The sequence below is a fragment of the Amycolatopsis sp. NPDC024027 genome, assembly GCF_040638975.1.
Classification (GTDB): Bacteria; Actinomycetota; Actinomycetes; order Mycobacteriales; family Pseudonocardiaceae; genus Amycolatopsis.
The window spans coordinates 335,584-354,301 of record NZ_JBEZYY010000003.1 but is presented as its reverse complement, the minus strand read 5'-3'; the positions used below and the strand labels follow the sequence as shown (position 1 = coordinate 354,301).

Annotated in this window: 18 protein-coding genes; 9 read left to right on the top strand and 9 right to left on the bottom strand. The window is 72.9% G+C overall.

Annotated features, from left to right (window positions below; translation table 11 throughout):
- Window positions 1-331: 331 nt before the first annotated feature.
- Window positions 332-1,297, bottom strand: a complete 966-nt coding sequence (locus AB0F52_RS10960) for a TIGR03557 family F420-dependent LLM class oxidoreductase (RefSeq protein ID WP_360167718.1) — start codon at window positions 1,295-1,297, stop codon at window positions 332-334.
- A 139-nt stretch (window positions 1,298-1,436) separates the two neighbouring features.
- On the opposite strand from AB0F52_RS10960, the gene AB0F52_RS10955 reads away from it, so the two are divergent.
- From AB0F52_RS10955 to AB0F52_RS10940, 4 genes are all read left to right on the top strand, one after another.
- The gene (locus AB0F52_RS10955) at window positions 1,437-3,020 is read left to right on the top strand and encodes an FMN-binding glutamate synthase family protein (protein WP_360167715.1); all 1,584 of its coding nucleotides are present in this window, start codon (window positions 1,437-1,439) and stop codon (window positions 3,018-3,020) included.
- Between the two features lie 58 nt (window positions 3,021-3,078).
- Window positions 3,079-5,226 (top strand): FUSC family protein, encoded by a 2,148-nt coding sequence (locus AB0F52_RS10950; RefSeq protein WP_360167712.1) that lies wholly within the window; start codon window positions 3,079-3,081, stop codon window positions 5,224-5,226.
- Window positions 5,227-5,690: 464 nt separating this feature from the next.
- Window positions 5,691-6,572 carry a hypothetical protein gene (locus AB0F52_RS10945; protein ID WP_360167709.1) on the top strand — a complete coding sequence of 294 codons (882 nt, stop codon included), beginning with the start codon at window positions 5,691-5,693 and terminating at the stop codon, window positions 6,570-6,572.
- A gap of 1 nt (window position 6,573) precedes the next feature.
- Complete coding sequence (locus AB0F52_RS10940) at window positions 6,574-6,945, top strand: hypothetical protein (protein WP_360167706.1); 372 nt, start codon at window positions 6,574-6,576, stop codon at window positions 6,943-6,945.
- 39 nt (window positions 6,946-6,984) lie between these two features.
- Here AB0F52_RS10940 and AB0F52_RS10935 read toward each other — a convergent pair whose 3' ends face one another.
- Window positions 6,985-7,575 carry a TetR family transcriptional regulator gene (locus tag AB0F52_RS10935; RefSeq protein WP_360167703.1) on the bottom strand — a complete coding sequence of 197 codons (591 nt, stop codon included), beginning with the start codon at window positions 7,573-7,575 and terminating at the stop codon, window positions 6,985-6,987.
- A gap of 62 nt (window positions 7,576-7,637) precedes the next feature.
- Here AB0F52_RS10935 and AB0F52_RS10930 point away from each other — a divergent pair, with 62 nt between their 5' ends.
- Both AB0F52_RS10930 and AB0F52_RS10925 read left to right on the top strand, forming a co-directional pair.
- On the top strand, window positions 7,638-8,144 hold the full coding sequence (locus tag AB0F52_RS10930) for a PPOX class F420-dependent oxidoreductase (RefSeq protein WP_360167701.1): 507 nt from the start codon (window positions 7,638-7,640) through the stop codon (window positions 8,142-8,144).
- Window positions 8,144-9,712 carry an acyl-CoA synthetase gene (locus AB0F52_RS10925; protein WP_360167698.1) on the top strand — a complete coding sequence of 523 codons (1,569 nt, stop codon included), beginning with the start codon at window positions 8,144-8,146 and terminating at the stop codon, window positions 9,710-9,712. The genes AB0F52_RS10930 and AB0F52_RS10925 overlap by 1 nt, the downstream gene beginning before the upstream one ends.
- 13 nt (window positions 9,713-9,725) lie before the next feature.
- On the opposite strand, the gene AB0F52_RS10920 is transcribed toward AB0F52_RS10925, so the two are convergent.
- Window positions 9,726-10,373 (bottom strand): class I SAM-dependent methyltransferase, encoded by a 648-nt coding sequence (locus tag AB0F52_RS10920; protein ID WP_360167695.1) that lies wholly within the window; start codon window positions 10,371-10,373, stop codon window positions 9,726-9,728.
- A 133-nt stretch (window positions 10,374-10,506) separates the two neighbouring features.
- Here AB0F52_RS10920 and AB0F52_RS10915 point away from each other — a divergent pair, with 133 nt between their 5' ends.
- Entirely contained in the window at window positions 10,507-11,544 is a 1,038-nt protein-coding gene (locus AB0F52_RS10915; protein WP_360167692.1) for an alpha/beta fold hydrolase, read from the top strand.
- 1 nt (window position 11,545) lies between these two features.
- On the opposite strand, the gene AB0F52_RS10910 is transcribed toward AB0F52_RS10915, so the two are convergent.
- The gene (locus AB0F52_RS10910) at window positions 11,546-12,781 is read right to left on the bottom strand and encodes a hypothetical protein (protein ID WP_360167689.1); all 1,236 of its coding nucleotides are present in this window, start codon (window positions 12,779-12,781) and stop codon (window positions 11,546-11,548) included.
- Window positions 12,782-12,869: 88 nt separating this feature from the next.
- On the opposite strand from AB0F52_RS10910, the gene AB0F52_RS10905 reads away from it, so the two are divergent.
- On the top strand, window positions 12,870-13,457 hold the full coding sequence (locus AB0F52_RS10905) for an AAA family ATPase (protein WP_360167686.1): 588 nt from the start codon (window positions 12,870-12,872) through the stop codon (window positions 13,455-13,457).
- Window positions 13,458-13,467: 10 nt separating this feature from the next.
- Here AB0F52_RS10905 and AB0F52_RS10900 read toward each other — a convergent pair whose 3' ends face one another.
- Complete coding sequence (locus AB0F52_RS10900) at window positions 13,468-13,932, bottom strand: hypothetical protein (RefSeq protein WP_360167683.1); 465 nt, start codon at window positions 13,930-13,932, stop codon at window positions 13,468-13,470.
- A gap of 23 nt (window positions 13,933-13,955) precedes the next feature.
- Window positions 13,956-14,804 carry an SAM-dependent methyltransferase gene (locus AB0F52_RS10895; RefSeq protein ID WP_360167680.1) on the bottom strand — a complete coding sequence of 283 codons (849 nt, stop codon included), beginning with the start codon at window positions 14,802-14,804 and terminating at the stop codon, window positions 13,956-13,958.
- Between the two features lie 115 nt (window positions 14,805-14,919).
- Between AB0F52_RS10895 and AB0F52_RS10890 the strand changes: the two genes are divergently transcribed.
- The gene (locus AB0F52_RS10890; protein WP_360167677.1) at window positions 14,920-16,131 is read left to right on the top strand and encodes an acyltransferase; all 1,212 of its coding nucleotides are present in this window, start codon (window positions 14,920-14,922) and stop codon (window positions 16,129-16,131) included.
- Here AB0F52_RS10890 and AB0F52_RS10885 read toward each other — a convergent pair.
- The 3 genes from AB0F52_RS10885 to AB0F52_RS10875 are packed head-to-tail and all read right to left on the bottom strand — an operon-like array spanning window position 16,118 to window position 18,701.
- Window positions 16,118-16,597, bottom strand: a complete 480-nt coding sequence (locus AB0F52_RS10885; protein WP_360167674.1) for a hypothetical protein — start codon at window positions 16,595-16,597, stop codon at window positions 16,118-16,120. The two genes, AB0F52_RS10890 and AB0F52_RS10885, sit on opposite strands and share 14 nt — an antisense overlap.
- Window positions 16,594-18,030 (bottom strand): HAMP domain-containing sensor histidine kinase, encoded by a 1,437-nt coding sequence (locus tag AB0F52_RS10880; RefSeq protein ID WP_360167671.1) that lies wholly within the window; start codon window positions 18,028-18,030, stop codon window positions 16,594-16,596. Before AB0F52_RS10880 ends, AB0F52_RS10885 begins: the two co-directional genes overlap by 4 nt.
- Window positions 18,027-18,701 (bottom strand): response regulator transcription factor, encoded by a 675-nt coding sequence (locus AB0F52_RS10875; protein WP_360167668.1) that lies wholly within the window; start codon window positions 18,699-18,701, stop codon window positions 18,027-18,029. Before AB0F52_RS10875 ends, AB0F52_RS10880 begins: the two co-directional genes overlap by 4 nt.
- Window positions 18,702-18,718: the final 17 nt, after the last annotated feature.

Genomic DNA, 18,718 nt, shown 5'->3' with positions numbered 1-18,718 from the left:
TGCGATTCCTGATCACCGCGACCGGCGGATCACCTTAGCCAGCCCGGAACGTGACGGCCGGATCGCCCGCCGCCTCGCCCAGGGCTCCCGCGGTCGGCGACCACCGGCTTTCGATCCCGAGGCCGACAAGCAGCGCAACGCGGTCGAGCGGTGCTTCATCCGGCTCGAGCGGTTCCGCGACCTGGCCACTCGCTATGCCAAACGCCGCTTACCACCAGGCCGAGCTCACCGCCGCCGTCATCGTGCTCTGGCTCCGATGACTTACCGGGCACCTCCTGCTCCGGTGCCGTCACCTCGATCGTGCGCAGGCGGGACCGCCGTCGGGCGGCCGTCAGTGGAACTCGGGCAGGACGTGCTCCTGCCAGCCGCGGAAGAAGCCCTCGTGGTCGGCGCCGACCTGCTGCACGTAGATCTCGTCCACCCCCGCGTCGACGTACTGGCGGACGCGTTCCGCGTGCGCCTTCGGGTCGTCGCCGCACACGATCGCCTCGCCGACGGCCTCGCGCGGGACGAACGACGTCGCGGCTTCGAAGTCCTCCGGCCGCGGCAGGATCTGGGCCAGCTGCCCGGGCAGGACGTCGTTGGGCCACAGCCGGTGCGCCCGGTCCAGCGCCGCTCCTGCGTCGGCGTCCCAGCAGACCTTCATCCCGGCCTGCACCGGCTTGTCCCCGCCACCGGCTTCGCGGAAGGCCCGGACCAGGTCGGCGTCCGGCACGACCGTGCAGTACCCGTCGCCGATCCGCCCGGCGAGCTTCGTGGCCTGCGGCCCGAACCCGGACACGTAGATCGGCACCGGCTCGGCCGGCACGGTGTAGATCCGCGCGTCCTGCACCTCGTAGTGCGTCCCGTGGTGACTCACCGCTTCGCCGCGCGTCCCCGCCGCGTGAAGCTTGCGGATGACGTCGACGGCCTCCTCCAGCATCTCCAGCCGCTGCCCGGCCGAAGGCCAGGGATCGCCGAGGATGTGCTCGTTCAGCGCCTCCCCCGAGCCCACGCCCAGCACGAACCGGCCGTCCAGCTGGACCGCGGCGGTGGCGGCGGCCTGGGCGAGCACGGCCGGGTGGATCCGCATGGTCGGGCAGGTGACCGCCGTCGTGATCGGCAGCGAAACGGCCTCCGACAGGGCACCGATCACCGACCAGACGAACGGGCTCTGGCCCTGCGCGTCGTTCCAGGGGTGGAAGTGGTCCGAGATCCACAGCCGCCGGAACCCGGCGCGCTCGGCCGCGCGGGCCTGGGCGACGAGCTCGCGGGGGCCGTACTGCTCGCACGAAAGGAAGTAGCCGATCGACGTCATGCCGGCCGGATACCCCGGCCGGCCGGCCCGCACACACCGCGCCGGTGATACCGGCGGCACACGGGACGAATGCCCCATCAGTGGCGTGACCGCCCTGCTCACCCTGCACTCCGCCGGAGCCGCCGTTAGCTTCGGTTCCGTGCTCAGATTCGCTGCCGTGGCGGTGCTGTCGCTGCTCTCGCTCGGCGCCGCCGCGCTGGCCGTGTTCGCCGGCCCGTGGTGGTGGCTGCTCGCCGTGCCGCTGCTCCTGCTCGCCGGCGTGGGGTGCTGGGACCTCGCGCAGCGCCGGCACTCGGTCCTGCGGAACTACCCGATCCTCGGGCACCTGCGGTTCCTGCTCGAAGCGCTGCGGCCCGAGCTGCAGCAGTACTTCGTCGAGCGCAACTTCGACGGCCGCCCGTACGACCGGGACATCCGCAGCATCGTCTACGAACGCGCCAAGGGCACCGACGCCGAGGAGCCGTTCGGGACCGAGCGGGACGTCTACGCCGGCGGGTACGAGTCCCTGGTGCACTCGATGGCCCCGGTGGCGCCGCCCGACGCTCCGCCGAAGGTCCGGATCGGCGGTCCCGACTGCACGAAGCCCTACGACATGGCGCTGCTGAACGTGTCGGCGATGAGTTTCGGCTCCCTGTCCGCGAACGCGATCCTGGCCCTCAACAAGGGCGCCGCGCTCGGCGGGTTCGCCCACGACACCGGCGAAGGCGGGCTGTCGGAGTACCACCTGCGCCACGGCGGCGACCTCGTCTGGGAAATCGGCACCGGCTACTTCGGCTGCCGGACATCCGACGGCGATTTCGACAAAGCGGAATTCGCCGACAAGGCGGCGCACGACGCCGTGAAGTGCGTGTCGCTGAAGCTGTCCCAGGGCGCCAAACCCGGCATCGGCGGCGTGCTGCCCGGCGGCAAGGTGAACGCGGAGATCGCCCGCGTCCGCGATGTCCCGCAAGGCAAGAGCGTCATCTCCCCGCCCTACCACCGGGTGTTCTCCACCCCGCGGGAGCTGGTCCGCTTCCTCGCCGGGATGCGCGAGCTGGCCGGCGGCAAGCCGACCGGGTTCAAGCTCTGCCTCGGGTCCCGACGCCAGTTCCTCGCCGTCTGCAAGGCCATGCTCGCCGAGGGCGTCACGCCGGACTTCATCATCGTCGACGGCGCCGAAGGCGGGACCGGCGCGGCGCCGCTGGAGTTCGCCGACCACATCGGGACCCCGCTGACCGAAGGCCTCATCACCGTCCACAACGCACTGGTCGGCACCGGCCTGCGCGACCGGATCAAGCTCGGCGCCAGTGGCAAGGTCGCCACCGGCGCGGACATCGTCAAGCGCCTCCTGCAGGGCGCCGACTACACCAACGCGGCGCGGGCGATGATGTTCGCCGTCGGCTGCATCCAGGCCCAGCGCTGCCACACCAACCGCTGCCCGACCGGCGTCACCACCCAGGACGCCCGCCGCGCCCGCGCACTGGACGTCGAAGACAAGTCCCTGCGGGTGGAACGGTTCCAGCGCGCCACGGTGACCGGCGCGCAGCAGATCATGGCGTCGATGGGCGTCCGGTTCCCCGCCGAGCTGCGGCCGCACATGCTCCGCCGCCGCATCGATCCCCACCAGGTGCTGTCCTACGCGGAGCTCTACGACTGGCTCGCGCCCGGGCAGCTGCTGTCCGAACCCCCGCGGGACTGGGCGCAGGACTGGGCCGCGGCCGATCCGGACCGCTTCACCGTCTGACCAGCCGCGGTCTCGCCGGCAGGACGTTCGCGACGCCGTCGGCGTCTATGCTCGGCCGGTGGCGATCGACTCCCCCGCTCTGAAGACCCGCCGGGCCGCGCCCCGGGACTGGATCCCGCGGTGGTCGGCGAGCGCCGCCCTGCGCGCCGTCCGCGCCACCCTGGTGGTCCCCGTCCTCTTCGCGTTCAGCATCACGGTGATCGGCGACCTCCAGGTGGCGACGTTCGCCGCCTTCGGCGGGTTCGCCACGTTGGTCATGGTGTCGTTCGGCGGCGGCCGGCGGGACAAGCTGCGCGCCCACTTCGGACTCGCGGTCACGGGCAGCGTCCTGCTGGTCATCGGCACCGCCGCCAGCGCGTCGCTGCCACTGGCGGCGGTCGTCACGCTCGTCGTCACCTTCCTGGTGCTCTTCGGCGGCGTCGCGGGACCGAACGCGGCCGCCGGGGGCGTCGCCGCGCTGCTCGCCTACGTCCTCCCGGCCGCCTCCCCCGGCACGATGAGCATGGTGCCGGCCCGCCTCGGCGGCTGGTGGCTGGCCTCGGTGGTCGGCACCGCGGCCGTCCTGCTGCTGTCGCCCCGGTCCCCCGCCACCGCCCTGCGGGACGCGGCGGCGCGGGCGGCCGGCGCGCTGGCCGACCACCTGGACGCGGCCCTGCGCGGCGACGCGGACGTGGCCACGGCGCACGAGGCGGCGGTCGAAGCCAAGCACCACCTGATCGACGAGTTCACCGCGACGCCCTACCGCCCCACCGGGCTGGCCGCCGAAGACCAGGCCCTCGACACCCTGGTGGGCCTGCTCGAATGGTGCGCTTCGGTCATCGCCGACACCACGCGCGAGTACCCGGACCTGAGCGGCGCACCCGAGGTCGAACGGCAGCTGCTCACCGAGACCAGCGCCGGCCTGCGCGAGGTTTCCCGGCTGCTGGCCGGTCAACCCGGCGCCTTCGACGCCGGCGAGCTGGACCGCCGGGTCCAGGCGAGCGTGGAACGGCTGCGCGCGCTGGGATCCGGCGATCCCGGCTACGTCGACGCGGTGCACCTGTCCTTCCACGCCCGCACCGGCGCGTTCGCCGTCCGTGAGGCGGTGACCGAAGCCCGCGCCGCGGTGCCCGACGGCCGGCGAACCCGCCTTCCCGGCGGGCGCTCCGTGGCCTCGCTGGCCCGGGTCGCTTCGCCGCACACGAGCCTGCGGTCGGTGTGGTTCGTCAACAGCCTCCGCGGCGCGGTGGCCCTGACCGCGGCGGTCGTCGTCGCCGGGGCGAGCGGCGTCGAGCACGGGTTCTGGGTGGTGCTGGGCACGTTGTCCGTGCTGCGCGGCAACGCGGCGGCGACCGGGTCGACCGCGCTGCGGGCGCTGATCGGCACCGCACTCGGCGTCGTCGTCGGCGCGTTGCTGCTGCTGGTCATCGGCACCAGCGCACCCGCGCTGTGGATCGCCCTGCCGATCGCGGTGCTGGTCGCCGGCTACGCGCCGGGCGCGCTGCCCTTCACCGCCGGCCAGGCGGCCTTCACCGTGACGGTCTCGGTGCTGTTCAACCTGCTCGCGCCGGCCGGCTGGCAGATCGGCGTCGTGCGGATCGAGGACGTCGCGATCGGCTGCGCGGTGTGCCTGGTCGTGGGCGCGCTGTTCTGGCCCCGCGGCGCCAGGGCCGTGGTCGCCGACGACCTGGCCGACGCGTTCCGCGCCGGCGGCGCGTACCTGTCGGCGGCCACGAACTGGGCGCTCGGCCTCCGCCACGACCCGCCCTCCCCCGCCGCGGCGACCGCGGCCGGAGCCCGCCTCGACGACGCACTCCGCGGCTTCCTCAGCGAGCAGGGCACCAAGCACGTCCCGAAGCCCGACCTGTGGCGGCTGGTCATGGGGACGGTCCGCTCACGGCTCACCGCGCACTCGCTGGCCGGGCTCCCGAACCCCCACGTCGACCCGGACCCGTTCCGCCGGCTCCTCGGCGACCAGGCGGGCCAGCTCGCCGCCTGGTACGACCACCTGGCCTCCCGCCTGGACCGCACCGACCACGGCGACGTCCCCATGCTCGCCCCGCCCGCCTTCCCGGACCTCCTCCAGCAGCCCGGCGCCTCGGTGCGCGACCTCGCCTGCGCACTGTGGGTCCACGAGCACATCAAGCACATCTCCGCCCGGCTCGCCGAACTCGTCGAGCCGGCCGCCGTGGTGGCGGCCCAGCGCCATCGCCCCTGGTGGCGGTGAGCGGCCGCACGACGTCGGCCACTCGATCGAGTGACAGCTGTCGCGCGCTCACGCTGAGCAGCGAGACGATGCCGGCCATGAGCGCCGTCCGGGAAGATCGGCGGGCGCCGCGTCCGGAGATCCGCGGGCACGGCGGCGATCGGTGGCACCCGGGGCACCGGCACTAAACCGGTCCGGCTGGTCGGGCGTGGACACCGCACCCGAACACGCAACCCGGAGGAACGACCATCAACACCGATTTCCAGGCCGACCCGGACGCGATCCGGAAGCTCGGCGCGCTCGCGGGGCGGGCGGGCTCCGCGGCCGGCCTCTACGCGGCGGCCACCGACGGCCCGAACGAGCTGGGCGAAGGGCTGCTGGTCAACCTCCTCGCCCAGCCGCTCGACCAGTGGCAGGCCCTCTGCCTCGCCAACGACCGCAAGGCCGAATCGCTGGCCGACGCCTTCGACACCGCGCTCGTGGCCGTGGCCAAGCTGTACCGCGAGACCGACCACGAGGCCGCGGCGAAGGCCGACCGGTCCTACCCGGACGCGCACTCCGAGCGGATCGCCGCCGACGACGTCGTCTCCCCGGAAACCGCCGCGGCCTTCACCGACTTCGACAACGCGTCCCTCAACCCCCGGACCCTCGAGCCGTACCCGGGGTCGCTCGACCCGGCCGAGGACGCGTTCGGCGGCTGGAACATCGAGCTCCAGAAGATCGCCGACAAGATCGCGGGCGGGGCCTCGATCTCCGGGCCGGTGCGCGGGCTGCTGACGAAGATCGTCGGAATCGACCTGCTGACGGTGGTCGAGAAGCTGGTGACCGGCGACTGGGACCTGCTGCTGCGCCAGGGCATGGTGTTCGAGGACACCGGGCTCGCGTTCGGCAAGATCAAGCAGAACATCGACCGCGGCCGGCTCGGCATCCAGGAGCGCTGGACCGGGCACGCCGGGGAAGCGGCGCGCGCCTGGCTCACCGACTATTCGTACGCCTGCGCCGCGCACGCCAAGTTCTGCACGGACGCCGGCTGGAAGATCAAGAACTTCGCCCGCGCGGCCTACGACGCCATGCAGGCCCTCGACATCGCCCTCGAGTCCCTGCTGGACGCGGCGCTCAGCAAGGTGCTGAAGATCGGGAAGGCCCTGGAACTGGCCCTGCTCGGCATCGTCGGTCTCAGCGACGGCGAGTCCGTGCGCCAGGCCATCGCCGGCATCCTGGCCGAGGCCACCCCGCTGCGCGGCGCCATCGACACGCTCACCGCGCTGGCGCACACGGTCGCGTCGGTGTCCGAGCTGGTGGCGGGCAACGGCGAAGTCGCCGTCCAGTCCTGGCCCGGCGAGCCCTACAAGCACCCGGGGACCTGACGTGGAGATCTCACCGTGGCGCACCGAACAGGGCCGGCGCGCGCGGCACAACCAGCTGACCCTGCTGGCTGGCGGCGACGGCGACCTGGCCGACTTCGCTCGCGACGTCCTGGCCGGCCGGGCGAAGCCGGAGGACCTGCTCTACCGGTCGTACCTGAGCGAAAAGACCCTCCGGACGGCACACGCGGAGATCGACGCGTGGAACGCCCTCCCCGAAGCCGAACGACAGGCGGATGTCGACGGGGCCGAAGCCCGGACGCGGGCGGAGATCGCCGCACTCGCGGCGCTCGACCTGACGCAGCCGGCTCCGGACGACGACGATGACGATGACGACCACGACTTCGGCGCGGAGTTCCTGAACTCCTTGCGGTGACCTGCCCTCGCGACGAATCGGCTAGTGATCGGAGTGGCGCTACTCGACGGAGATCGCGTCGAGCGCGCGGCGGATGAGGTCCGGCAGCTCGCCGCCGTGGTCGATCCAGTCGTCGAGGGAGAGGCGGACCGCGGCCATCGCCAGTGCCGCCAGCAGGCGCGGCTTCGGGTCGTGGGCGGGGAGCTCGCCGAAGCGCGGGGTCAGCAGCTCGGCGATGGCGTGCTCGTAGCGCTGGTAGGCCTGGGCGGTCCACGCGGCGAGCGTCGTCGACGAGCGGGTGAGCCGGGCCAGCTCCCGGATCTGGCCGGCGTGCGCCGGGAACTCGGCCGCGAGCTCACCGAACGCCGTCACGAGGGTGCCCTTCGCCGGCAGGTCGCCCGGCTGGCGGGCGATCGCTCCGGTGACCAGCGTGAGCCACGGCCCGGTGATGCCTTCGGCGACCGCGCTTTCCTTGGTGTCGTAGTAACGGAAGAAGGTCGCGCGCGCGACTTCGGCGTCCGCCGCGATCTGGTCCACCGTCGTGCCGCCGACCCCGTGCCGGCCGGCCAGCCGGGCCGCCGACGCGGCGATCCGCGCGTTCGTCGCCCGCCTCTTGCGGACCGCGAGGCTTTCCGGTTCACTCTGAGACATAATCTCATTCTGGACTATGTCTCAGAAAAGGTACAGTCTCATCGAGGAGCAAAGGGGCTCTCATGGGCGTGCACCAGCGCGGGCAGATCGTCATGGCCGCGGCGGAGATCACCGGGTTCTTGACGGAGCAGCGGGTCGCGACCCTCGCGACGATCGCACCGTCGGGGCAGCCCCATCTGGTCGCGATGTGGTACGCCGTGCTCGACGGCGTGCTCTGGTTCGAGACCAAGGCCAAGTCGCAGAAGGCCGCGAACCTGCGCCGCGACGCCCGGGTCACCGTCATGGTCGAGACCGGCGACACCTACGACACGCTGCGCGGAGTCGCCCTCGAAGGCCGCGCCGAGATCGTCGACGACGCCGACGCGCTGTGGGCCGTCGGCGTGAACATCTGGGAGCGGTACAACGGTCCCTACACCGAAGAAACCCGCCCGATGGTCGAGTTCATGCTGGCCAAGCGGGTCGCCGTGCGGCTCGACGCCGAGCGGACCCGGTCCTGGGACCACCGCAAGCTCGGCCTGCCCGCCCTCCCCCTCGGCGGCACCACCGCCGCGCACCTGCGGGAGGCGTGATGGAGTTCAACCTGGCCGACCTCTTCGAGGACATCGCCGACGCCGTCCCCGACCGGGAAGCCGTGTACTGCGCGGGCCGGACCCTCACCTACCGGGAGCTGGACCGGCGCGCCAACCGGCTCGCCCACCACTTCGCCGCGGCCGGCGTCGGGGCGGGCGACCACGTCGGGTGCCACCTGATGAACGGCCCGGAATACCTCGAAACCCTGCTGGGACTGCTGAAGATCCGCGCGGTGCCGATCAACGTGAACTTCCGGTACGTCCGCGACGAGCTGCGCTACCTCTACGACAACGCCGACCTCGCCGGGCTGGTGTACGACACCGAGTTCGCCGACCGGGTGGCCGCCGTCCTGCCGGACGTGCCCCGGCTGCGGCACCTGCTGGCGGTCGGCACCGGCGAAACCGGGCCCGGCGCCCAGCGGTACGAGGAAGCGCTGGCCGCCCAGCCCGACGACCGCGGCGGGTTCCCGGCGCGGTCCGCCGACGACCGGCTGATCATCTACACCGGCGGCACCACCGGCCTGCCCAAGGGTGTCGTGTGGCGCCACGTCGACCTGCTCTTCGGCGGCATGACCGCCGGCACCGCCGGCCTCACGAAGCCCGAGGAAGCCGGCCCCCGCGCGGCCGCGGCCGACCCGCTGGTGATGTTCACCGCCCCGCCGCTCATGCACGGCACCTCCGTGCTGGCCTCGTTCATCAGTTTCCTGGGCGGCAGCAAGGTCTGCCTGATCCGCAAGTACGCCGGCGAACCGGCCCTGCGCCTCATCGAGGAACAGGGCTGCCAGACGATGATGATCGTCGGCGACGCGATGGCGATGCCGCTCATCGAAGCCCTCGACGCGGCGCCCCGGCCCCTGCCGACGCTGAAGATCATCGCCAGCGCGGGCGCGCTGCTCACCCGGCAGGTCCGCGACCGGTTGTGCGCGCACCTGCCCGAGCTGTTCATCGTGGACAGTTTCGGCTCCACCGAGACCGGCCACAGTGGAGCCGGCGTGGACGAAAGCCGGTCCTTCACCGTCAACGAGACCACCACCGTCCTCGACGACGCGCTCCGGCCGGTCACCCCCGGCAGCGGGGTCGTGGGCCAGGTGGCCCGCCGCGGCCACATCGCCCTCGGCTACTACGGCGACCCCGAAAAGACGGCCCGCACGTTCGTCGAAGCCAACGGCGTCCGCTGGGCCCTGACCGGCGACCAGGCCACAGTGGACACCGACGGCAAGGTCTGTTTCCTCGGCCGCGGCTCGATCTGCATCAACTCCGGCGGCGAGAAGATCCACCCCGAAGAGGTCGAAGCCGCCCTCAAGTCCCACCCCTCGGTCGCCGACGCCGTCGTCGCGGGCATCCCCGACCCGCGCTGGGGCCAGCAGGTCGCGGCGGTGCTCCAGCTCGACCCGGCGGCGGACGAGGTGAGCCGCGAAGACCTCGAAGCCCACCTCGCCCCGCTGATCGCCCGCTACAAGCTCCCCCGGCTGACCTGCGTCGTCCCCCGCATCGAACGCTCCCCCTCCGGCAAACCGGACTACCGGTGGGCCACCGACACCCTCATGGGAGCCGCCCGGGACGGCTGACTCGCCGACGGCGTCATCGGGCCGGGGTCGCCGTCCCGATGACCAGCGGGTGCACCACCGAAGGCATCCCCCGCCACCGCGCGGTGCTCAGGTCCTCGATGTCGAACCGCTGCTTGAGAAGCGCGATGGTGTCGCGATCGCACCGGCAGCCCTGCGCGAACGCCGCCCAGGGGCCCGCCAGCCGCGTCTGCCGGCGCGCCAACCGCGGTTCCTCGGCGCGCACGTGCTCGCAGAACAGCAGCCGCCCACCGGGCCGCAGCACCCGCGCGAGCTCGGCCAGCACCCGATCGACGTCGGGCACCGTGCAGAGGACCAGCGTCGACACGATCGTGTCGACGCTGGCGTCCGCCATCGGCAGCGCGTCCGCCGGGGCCTGCACCGGCCGCATCCCGGCGTGGCCCGCCACGCGCTTTTCGAGTCGCCGGTACATCGCCGGGACGGGCTCGGTCAGCACGACCTCCGCCGTCGCGGGGTAGTGCCCGACGTTGAGCCCGGTCCCCGCCCCGATCTCGACCACGTGGCCGTGCGCGCGCCGCAGCAGTTCCCCGCGCCGCTCCGCCAAGCCGAGCCGCTCCCCCCGGCGCAGGAACGGCTCGTACAGTGCCGCCCCGAACCGGTCCCAGAGCCCGTCCCGTGCCCCCACGCTGTCCCCTCCGGTCATCGTTCCTCCTCCACACCGCCGATGCGACGCAGCACATCAGCCACCGGCCGCCCGCCGCATCCCCCGCTCGTGCCATTGCGGTGGCTGGCCGGAACGGGCCACGCGGGCCGGGGCCACGGCCTACGCTCGGGGCATGCCGGGACAAGACCAGGTCGTGCGGTTCACGGGTGGCCCCGACGAGCGCACCCTCGCCTGGGCCACCGTCGGTGCGGGGCCGCCGCTGGTCGTCGGCGGCTGGTGGTGCGGGCACCTCGAACTGGACTGGCGGAACCCGCTGTTCCGCCGGTTCGCCGGCCTGCTCGGCGACCGGTTCACCCTCGTCCGCTACGACCGGCCCGGCGTCGGCATGTCCGACGCCGCCGGGCCGCTGGTCACCTCGCTCGCGGACGAGGTGGCCGCGTTGAGCGCCGTCGTCGACGCCGCCGGGGAGAAGGTGAGCCTGTTCGGCGGATCGTCCGGCGGCTGCGCGGCGATGGCGTACGCGGCCGCCCACCCCGACCGCGTGGAGCGGCTCGTCCTCTACGGCAGCTACGCGCGCGGCGCCGAGATCGCCACGGCGGAAGCCCGCGATTCCGTGCTGGCGGTCGTCGGACGGCACTGGGGCGTGGGGTCCCGGGTGCTCGCCGACCTGTTCCTGCCGACCGCGACCCCGGCGGAACGCGACGAGTTCGTCCGGTTCCAGCGCGCGAGCCTCACCGCGGAGAAAGCGGCGCGCTCGCTCGCGGCGGTGTACGCGTTCGACGTCCGAGACGAGCTGGGCAAGATCGAGGTGCCGACGCTCGTCCTGCACCGCCGCGACGACCGCGCGATCCCGTTCGCCCTGGGGCAGGACGTCGCCGCCCGCATCCCCGGCGCCGGTTTCGTCCCGCTCGACGGCACCGACCACCTGCCCTGGCGCGGGGACGTGGACGGGCTCGTCCGCGCCGTGCGGGAGTTCCTCGGCGCCGGCCGGTCCGCCCGCCGGGCCGGTTCGCCGCGCCACGGGCTCTCCGCACGCGAACTCGATGTGCTGCGCCTGGTCGCGCAGGGGTTGAGCGACCAGGAGATCGCGCGCCGGCTCGGGATCAGCGCCCACACCGCGCACCGCCACGTGTCGAACATCCGCGGCAAGCTGGGCGTGTCGTCGCGAGCGGCGGCCGCCGCCCAGGCGGCCACCGCCGGGCTGCTCTGACTCAGGCCGGGGACGTGCCGGGTACGCCGAGCTTCCAGAACACGAACGCCGGCTCCTGCTGCACCTTGCCTTCCCGGCGCAGGCCGTCCCGGACCGCGGGACCGAAGCCCAGGAGGCTCGACAGGGCACCGAAGATCGTCGCCGCCGGTGGTGCGGCGCTCGCCACCCCACCGGCCACGGCGAAGCCCGCCGTGGCCAGGACGAAGGGCAGGTCACGCAGCAAAGTGTTGCGCCGCATGGCCTTCTCGATGACACGGATGTTCGGCCGGAACACCTCGTCGAAGATCCGGGCGACGTCGGCGGGGAACCGCTCCTCGTCCGGATCGGAGCCGAACAGGTCTTCGGTCAGCGCGAGGTGCCGCCGGAAGGCGTCGAACGCCTCGTCGTTCCCCCGGATCGCGAGCAGGTCCCGCGTCGGCACCTCTTCCAGGACCGGCCGGGTGAACGTGTCGACGAAGGACAGCAGCCTCGTCCCGGGGTGCAGGCCGTTCATCGCGTCCCGGGCCAGCCGCCAGTACGCGTCGGACGTGCTCCAGAACGTCCCCTCGACGGCTTCCGCGTGCAGCAGCCCGTTCCACGTGGTCAGGGACTGCAAGGTCAGCCGCGGCTCGACGGTGAAGCGGGCTATCTCGGCCGGCCCCATGCCGAATTCCGTCCACAGTTCACGATCCAGCTCGATCTTCGCGTGCTCGGCCAGCAACGGCAGCCGGTATTCGACCCACTGCGGGTAGCCGAGCACGTCGTAGCCGAGCATCTCCAGGTGGTCGCCGAGGTGGTCGGTGACCGCGCGCTCCACCGCGGTCACGGTCTCCTCGGCCGCCGTGCGCAGCGGCCGGAACACGACGAGCCCGGCCCGCACCAGCGGCAGCACGTCCCACATCCGTTCGAGCTGCGTCGCCAGGTGGGCCAGCAGCCGGGTGCCGGTTTGCCTGCCGAAGGTCCGCCGGTAGAAGTGGGCGAACCGCTCGATGTGGTCCTGCACGTACAGCAGCGGGTCGTCGCAGATCACCAGGTCCGCGACCAGCACCGCGCTCTTCACCTCGGCGGACCAGTCGCGCCAGGGATCGAGGGCGATGACGGCGACCCGGCCCGGTTCCCGGCCGGGCGCGGGCATTCCCGCGTAGTGGGCGCGGAGCCGCTCCAGCACCGCTTCGGCGGTTTTGCGCTCGCTCAGCGACAACTCGAGTTCGGGGAGCAGTTCGTCGAGGAACCGGCTGTACTCGCTGTCGGCGGGCATGGCGGCACTCTACGGCTTCGAAAACCGTTGGCGGGTGGGTCCTGGCGACCTCTAGGGTCGGCCGGTGTCCGCAGCCCGGCCTCCCGCGATGAGGGTCCTCGGCCCCCGTGACCCGCTCCCGGCCGAGCCGGTCCGGCGCATCGCGGTCGCCGGCGCCCCCGGCGCGGGCAAAACGACGCTCGCACGGACGCTCTGCGCGCGGCTGGGCCTGCCGTTCGTCGAGTTCGAATCCTTCTACCACGCGCCGGGCTGGACGGTCCGGCCCACCTGGCGCGAGGACGTGCTGGCCTTTCTCGAAAAGCCCGCGTGGGCGATCGAATGGCAGGGCGAAGACGTCCGGGAGGCGATGACCGCCCGCACCCAGATCCTGGTCTGGCTCGACCACCCGCGGCCCTACGTTGTCGCGCGGACGGCGTTCCGGACGGTCAAGAGGCGGCTCGGGCACGGAACCGCGATCGCGGGCGGCAACGTCGAGTCGCCGCTGCGCACCTTCTTCACCGATCCCGGCCACATCGTCCGGGAGTCGTGGCGGCGGCACCCGGTGACGCGCGCGCGGGTCCGCCAGGTGATCGCCGAGAACCGGCACCGGAGCCTGGTGATCGTCCGGCTGAGCGGACAGCGGCAGGTCGACGCCTGGCTCCGCGGCCCGTTCACGCACAGCCTGGCTCGGAGGTAGCGCTTTCTGGCTAGGCGGTGAGGAGCCGCTGAATCCGTTCGTACTCCGCGGACATCTCCGGGGTGGCGAGCACGTCGTCGAGATCGGCGTTCACCTGGAAGTCGACGTCCTCGATCGAGCGGATGGCCAGTTCGTAGAGCTCGCCTCGCCGCCGGCCCCCGAGGTAGCTGCTCCAGTGCATGAGCGCGGTCAGCGCGGCGACGATTCCGCGATCCAGGTCGTCGTCCACGAGGATTCCCTCGTCGATCCGGGCGATCAAGGTCTGCAGTTCTCCGGCGTCGAGGGTCAAGATCGACTCGCGGGCGCGGGTCAGCGCGGCCCAGGCGTCTTCGGTGAGTTCGTCCTGCCCCGCGTCGGCCACGACCTCGTCCCGGAGCAGCCGGGTGATCGTCGCGGCGCCGAACGCCTCGGCGCTCTCCTCGCCGGCCGCGATGACCAGCGCCAGGACGGCCGCCTCCAGTTCCGGATACTTCACCCCCGGACCCTATCGTTTCCGGGTCAGGGTTTGTGCCCGACTCCGGCCAGCATCACGGACTCGCTGGGGTCCGCGAAGTCGATCACGGGCGTGTCGGGGCCACTGTCCTCGGGGTGCCAGGACGCCGTCCACGTGACGCCGGGCTCCAGCAGGGTGAAGTCGCCGAACAGCGCACCGAACTCCGCCTTCGACCGCAACACGTGCTTGCTGACGTCGTCGTCGTACATCTGGATGATCGCGTGCAGCTGGGCCGCGATCTCCTCGGGCAGTCCCTCGTGGGTGATCTGGGACAGCACCAGGTACGAGCCCGCCGGCAGCAGGTCCCGGTACTGCGCAATGGCTTCCGGACCCACGTCCCGGCCGTCGGGCCCGGTCTGCTGAACGTGCAGCACCGCGGTGACCAGCAGGGCCAGCGGCTGGTCGAGGTCGATCACACCGGTCTGGGCGACGGCGTCCCAGACGCCGTCGGGATCACGCAGATCGCCGTGGATCACCGCGTGGCGGGCGGGATCGCCGTGCTGCTCCAGCAAGATCCGGGAGTGCGCGACCGCGACGGGTTCGTAGTCGATGTAGACGACCCGGGAGTCCGGCGCGACCTCGTCGGCGATCTGGTGCACGTTGCCCATCGTGGGAACACCGGAGCCGATGTCGACGAACTGCCGCACGCCCCGGGCCACCAGGTGCCGCACCGCGCGGTGCAGGAAGGCGCGGTTGGCCCGGGCGCAGTACATCCCGGCCGGGAACGTCGTCAGGACCTTCTTGCCGAACTCACGATCGATCGCCCAGTTGGCCGTGCCGCCGAGATACCAGTCGTAGACCCGGGCCACGCTGGGATGCTCCAGGTCCACCCCCGGCAAGGGCTCCTCCGCCATGCCGCCTCCCCACCGTATCGGGCCATCGTATCGCGACCGGTGACCGCGCCGGCTGCGACCGGACTGCGACGGCACCGGGACCGCCTGCCGACACGGACCCGGCACCGTCGGCGTCATGAACCGAGCCCACCCCGCCGAAGCCGTTCCGTTCACCACGGGACGCAAGCCGCGGCTGCCCGCGTTGGACGGGTTGCGCGGGATCGCGATCCTCGGGGTGCTGGCGTTCCACACCGGCCACCTGCCCGGCGGTTTCCTCGGCGTGGACCTGTTCTTCACCCTCTCCGGTTACCTCATCACCGAGCTGCTGCTGCGGGAGGTCGAGGCGACCGGCGCGGTGTCACTGGTCGCGTTCTGGGGCCGCCGGATCCGCCGGCTGCTGCCCGCGCTGGTGACGATGCTCGCCGGGGTCACCGTGCTGGTGTGGGCGGCCGGACCGCCGGACCTGGTGCGGACGACCCTGGACGACGGCCCGTGGGTGCAGCTGAACCTGCTCAACTGGCACCTGCTCGCGGAGTCGGCGGGCTACTGGGACCGCTTCGGGTCGCAGCGGGTCTTCGAACACCTGTGGAGCATCGCCGTCGAGGAGCAGTTCTACCTGCTGTGGCCGCCGGTCCTGCTGGTCGTCGCCCGATTCGCGAAACGGCCCGACACCTGGGTCGCGGTGGTCGCGGCCACGGCCTCGATCGGTTCGCTGGCGCTGATGGTCACGCTCGCCGGCGCGGGCGATCCGAGCCGCGTCTACACCGGCACCGACACCCGGGCGTTTTCCTTGCTGCTGGGCGCGCTCGTCGCCACCGGCCCGGTGCGGGCGGCGCTGGCCCGCGCGGCCGTCCGGTGGGCGGGCGCCGCGGCGGCGTTGCTCATGGCGGGCATCGCGATCTTGTGGTCGCTGGCCGACGGGACGACCTCGCGGTGGCTGTTCACCGGCGGGCTGTTCGCGCACTCGCTGGCCGCCGCGCTGCTGATCGGGCTGTGCGTGCCGGCGCCGCGAACGTGGGTGGCGACCGGCCTGGCCTGGCCGCCCCTGCGGTGGTGCGGGCTGATCTCCTACAGCCTGTACCTGTGGCACTGGCCCGTGTTCGTGCTGCTTTCCCCGGAGCGCACCGGGCTCGACGGCCTGCCCCGCACGCTGGCGGTGCTCGCGGTGTCCCTCGGCTTGGCCACGCTGTCGAAGTACCTGGTCGAGGACCCGATCCGGTTCCGGGCGCGGTGGGCCAGGGGCCGGAGCGGGCTGCTGGCGTTCACCGCGGTCATGGCGGGGCTGGCCGTGCTGTGGGTGGTGCTGCCCGCCCCGGCCCCGGTCGTCGTCGACATCACCGGGCTGTGATCAGCGGGCAGCTCCGCGCCTGGTCCGACTCCGGGGTGGGCTGCACGAAGCGGACCTGCACCTTCGTGCTCCGGTCCCCGCCGGCCTGGACGTGGGCGCCCAGTGCCGTGCACACGATCTGGTCGATGCCCAGCGGGGTCACGTCGTGGATCGTCAGCGGCACCGACAGCTGGAGCACGCCGGTCGTGGGCGTCACGACCACCCTCGTCACCGGCGTCGGCGCGATCTCCGTGTGCAGGTCCGAACCGCTGGGCACGCTCAGCAGCAGCGCCAGCGCATCGGAGATCGACCCCAGGTGACCGGTCGGCCGCAGCTCCGGCCGGAGCTGCTCCTGCGCGTCGATGAGGTACAGCGTCATCCCCGGCGCCACGCCCGTCGGAGCCTCGCCCCCGTCGGCCACCTCGGCGGGCTGGACCCCGCAGCCCGCGAGCAGGAAAGCCGTTGCCGCCCACCAGATCCGCTTCACGGCTCCTCCCCGTTCCGCGGCAGGGACAGCACGAACCGCGCACCGCCGCCGCCGGCGTTGCCCGCGGTGAGCTCGCCGCCGTGCAGGCGGGCGTTCTCCAGCGCGATCGCCAGCCCGAGCCCGCTGCCCGGGGTGCGGGTGCGCGCGGCGTCGGCCTTGTAGAAGCGGTCGAACACGCGCGGCACCACGTCCGCCGGCAGGCCCGGCCCGCGGTCGGTGACTTCGATCCGCATCCGCTCGCCGGACTCCGAAACGACCACCCGCACCGGCGGCGCTCCGTGCCGCAGCGCGTTGCCGACCAGGTTGGCCACGATGACGTCCAGCCGGCGCCGGTCCACCCGCAGCAGGAGCCCGTCCGGTGCCACCACCTCGACCCGGTCCAGCCAGCCGCGGGCACGGAGACAGTCCCGCACGGCACCGGCCACGTCGACCTCCTCCACCCGCAGCTGCGCGGTGCCGGCGTCCAAGCGGGCCACCTCCATCAGGTCCTCGACGAGCCGGACCAGCCGGTGCGTCTCGACGATCGCCAGCTGCGCGGACTCCCGGGCGTCGGCCTCCATCCCGTCCGCCGTGGTCGCCAGGACCTCCACGACGGCCGTCAGCGTGCTCAGCGGGGTGCGCAGCTCGTGCGAGACGTCGGCGGCGAACCTCCGGGCGTCCGCCTGCATCCGGGCCATCGCCCGCATCGACGTCTGCACCGACTCGGCCATTTCGTTGACGGTGACGGTCAGTTCGGCCAGCTCGTCGGCGCCCTGGGGCGGCGACCGCGCGTCGAGGTCGCCGCCGGCCAGCCGGCGGGCCGTGTCGCGGAGATCGCGCACCGGGCGCAGCACGCTGCCCGCGGCCAGCAACGCCAGCAGCACCGCCAGCGGCAGCGCGAGGGCGGCGGTGGTGGTCGCGGACCGGGTGAGGCCGTCGATCTGCCGTTCGACGTCGCTCAGGTCGTGCGCGGAGTACACCTCGATGCCGGACGGGGTGCGTGCCCCGTCCGGCGCGGTGATCGTGATGGGCGTGCCGACCACCAGCCACGGCCGGCTTCCGGCCGTGATCCGCTGCGTGACGAGCCGGTTCCGGCTGCGCACGGCGGCGCGCAGCGTGTCGGGGACCAGATCGGTGCCGGCCGAGGACCGCAGGTCCCGGTAGGCCACCACGGTGTTCCCCCCGGCGGCCGTGCGCAGCCGGTCGAGCGCGTCCTGGTCCGGCGGATAGGTGAGCAACGGGGTGATCGCACCGAGCCGGCCGGCGATGCCCTCGGTGATCCGCTGCTGCGTCGAGGTGACCAGCGCGGCGCTCGCCGATCCCGCGCTCGACCAAGCCGCCGCGGCGGCGCCGAGCACGGTCACCAGCACGAACGCGACGAGCAGCCGGGCGCGCAGGCCGCGCGGCCGGAGCCGCCTCGGCCGGTGCCCGGACTCCGGCGAGCCGGTCCTCACACCGGTCCGAACCGGTAGCCGAACCCGCGCACGGTCTGCACGTACTGCGGCGCCGCCGGATCGGCCTCGATCTTCGCCCGCAGCCGCTGCACGCAGTTGTCGACCAGCCGGGAGTCGCCGAGGTAGTCGTGCTCCCACACCTCTTCCAACAGCTGCTGCCGGCTGAACACCCGGCCGGGGGCCCGCGACAACGTCAGCAGCAGCCGCAGCTCGGTCGGCGTCAGGGAGACCGGCTCGCCGCGCGACGACACCGTCAGCGACGTGGTGTCGATGCGCAGGTCGCGGTGCACCCGCACGCCGTCCGGGGAGCTCGTGCCGCGGCGCAGCACCGCGCGGATCCGCGCGTCGATCACGGTGGGCCGCGCCGGTTTGACGACGTAGTCGTCCGCGCCCGCCGCCAAGCCGCCGACGACGTCGAAGTCGTCGCCACGCGCGGTCAGCATGATCACCGGTACCGAGCCGGCGGCCCGGATGCCGCGGCAGACCTCGAACCCGTCGATGCCCGGCAGCATCAGGTCGAGCACCACCAGGTCCGGCGGGGCCGAGCGGAACTGGCGCAGGCCCTCCTCGCCGGTCTCCGCCGTGCGGACGTCGTGGCCGTGCCTGCCCAGCGCGAGCTCGAGCCCGCGCCGGACCAAGGGGTCGTCTTCGATCAGCAGAATCGCCGCCACCCGTCCAGTATGGACAA

Coding starts and splice junctions, on each gene's coding strand:
- AB0F52_RS10915 (WP_360167692.1), top strand. CDS start 10,507: ATGCCGGGACAAGACCAGGTCGTGCGGTTCACGGGTGGCCCCGACGAG.
- AB0F52_RS10935 (WP_360167703.1), bottom strand. CDS start 7,575: ATGTCTCAGAGTGAACCGGAAAGCCTCGCGGTCCGCAAGAGGCGGGCG.
- AB0F52_RS10920 (WP_360167695.1), bottom strand. CDS start 10,373: ATGACCGGAGGGGACAGCGTGGGGGCACGGGACGGGCTCTGGGACCGG.
- AB0F52_RS10930 (WP_360167701.1), top strand. CDS start 7,638: ATGGGCGTGCACCAGCGCGGGCAGATCGTCATGGCCGCGGCGGAGATC.
- AB0F52_RS10910 (WP_360167689.1), bottom strand. CDS start 12,781: ATGCCCGCCGACAGCGAGTACAGCCGGTTCCTCGACGAACTGCTCCCC.
- AB0F52_RS10960 (WP_360167718.1), bottom strand. CDS start 1,297: ATGACGTCGATCGGCTACTTCCTTTCGTGCGAGCAGTACGGCCCCCGC.
- AB0F52_RS10895 (WP_360167680.1), bottom strand. CDS start 14,804: ATGGCGGAGGAGCCCTTGCCGGGGGTGGACCTGGAGCATCCCAGCGTG.
- AB0F52_RS10890 (WP_360167677.1), top strand. CDS start 14,920: ATGAACCGAGCCCACCCCGCCGAAGCCGTTCCGTTCACCACGGGACGC.
- AB0F52_RS10905 (WP_360167686.1), top strand. CDS start 12,870: ATGAGGGTCCTCGGCCCCCGTGACCCGCTCCCGGCCGAGCCGGTCCGG.
- AB0F52_RS10925 (WP_360167698.1), top strand. CDS start 8,144: ATGGAGTTCAACCTGGCCGACCTCTTCGAGGACATCGCCGACGCCGTC.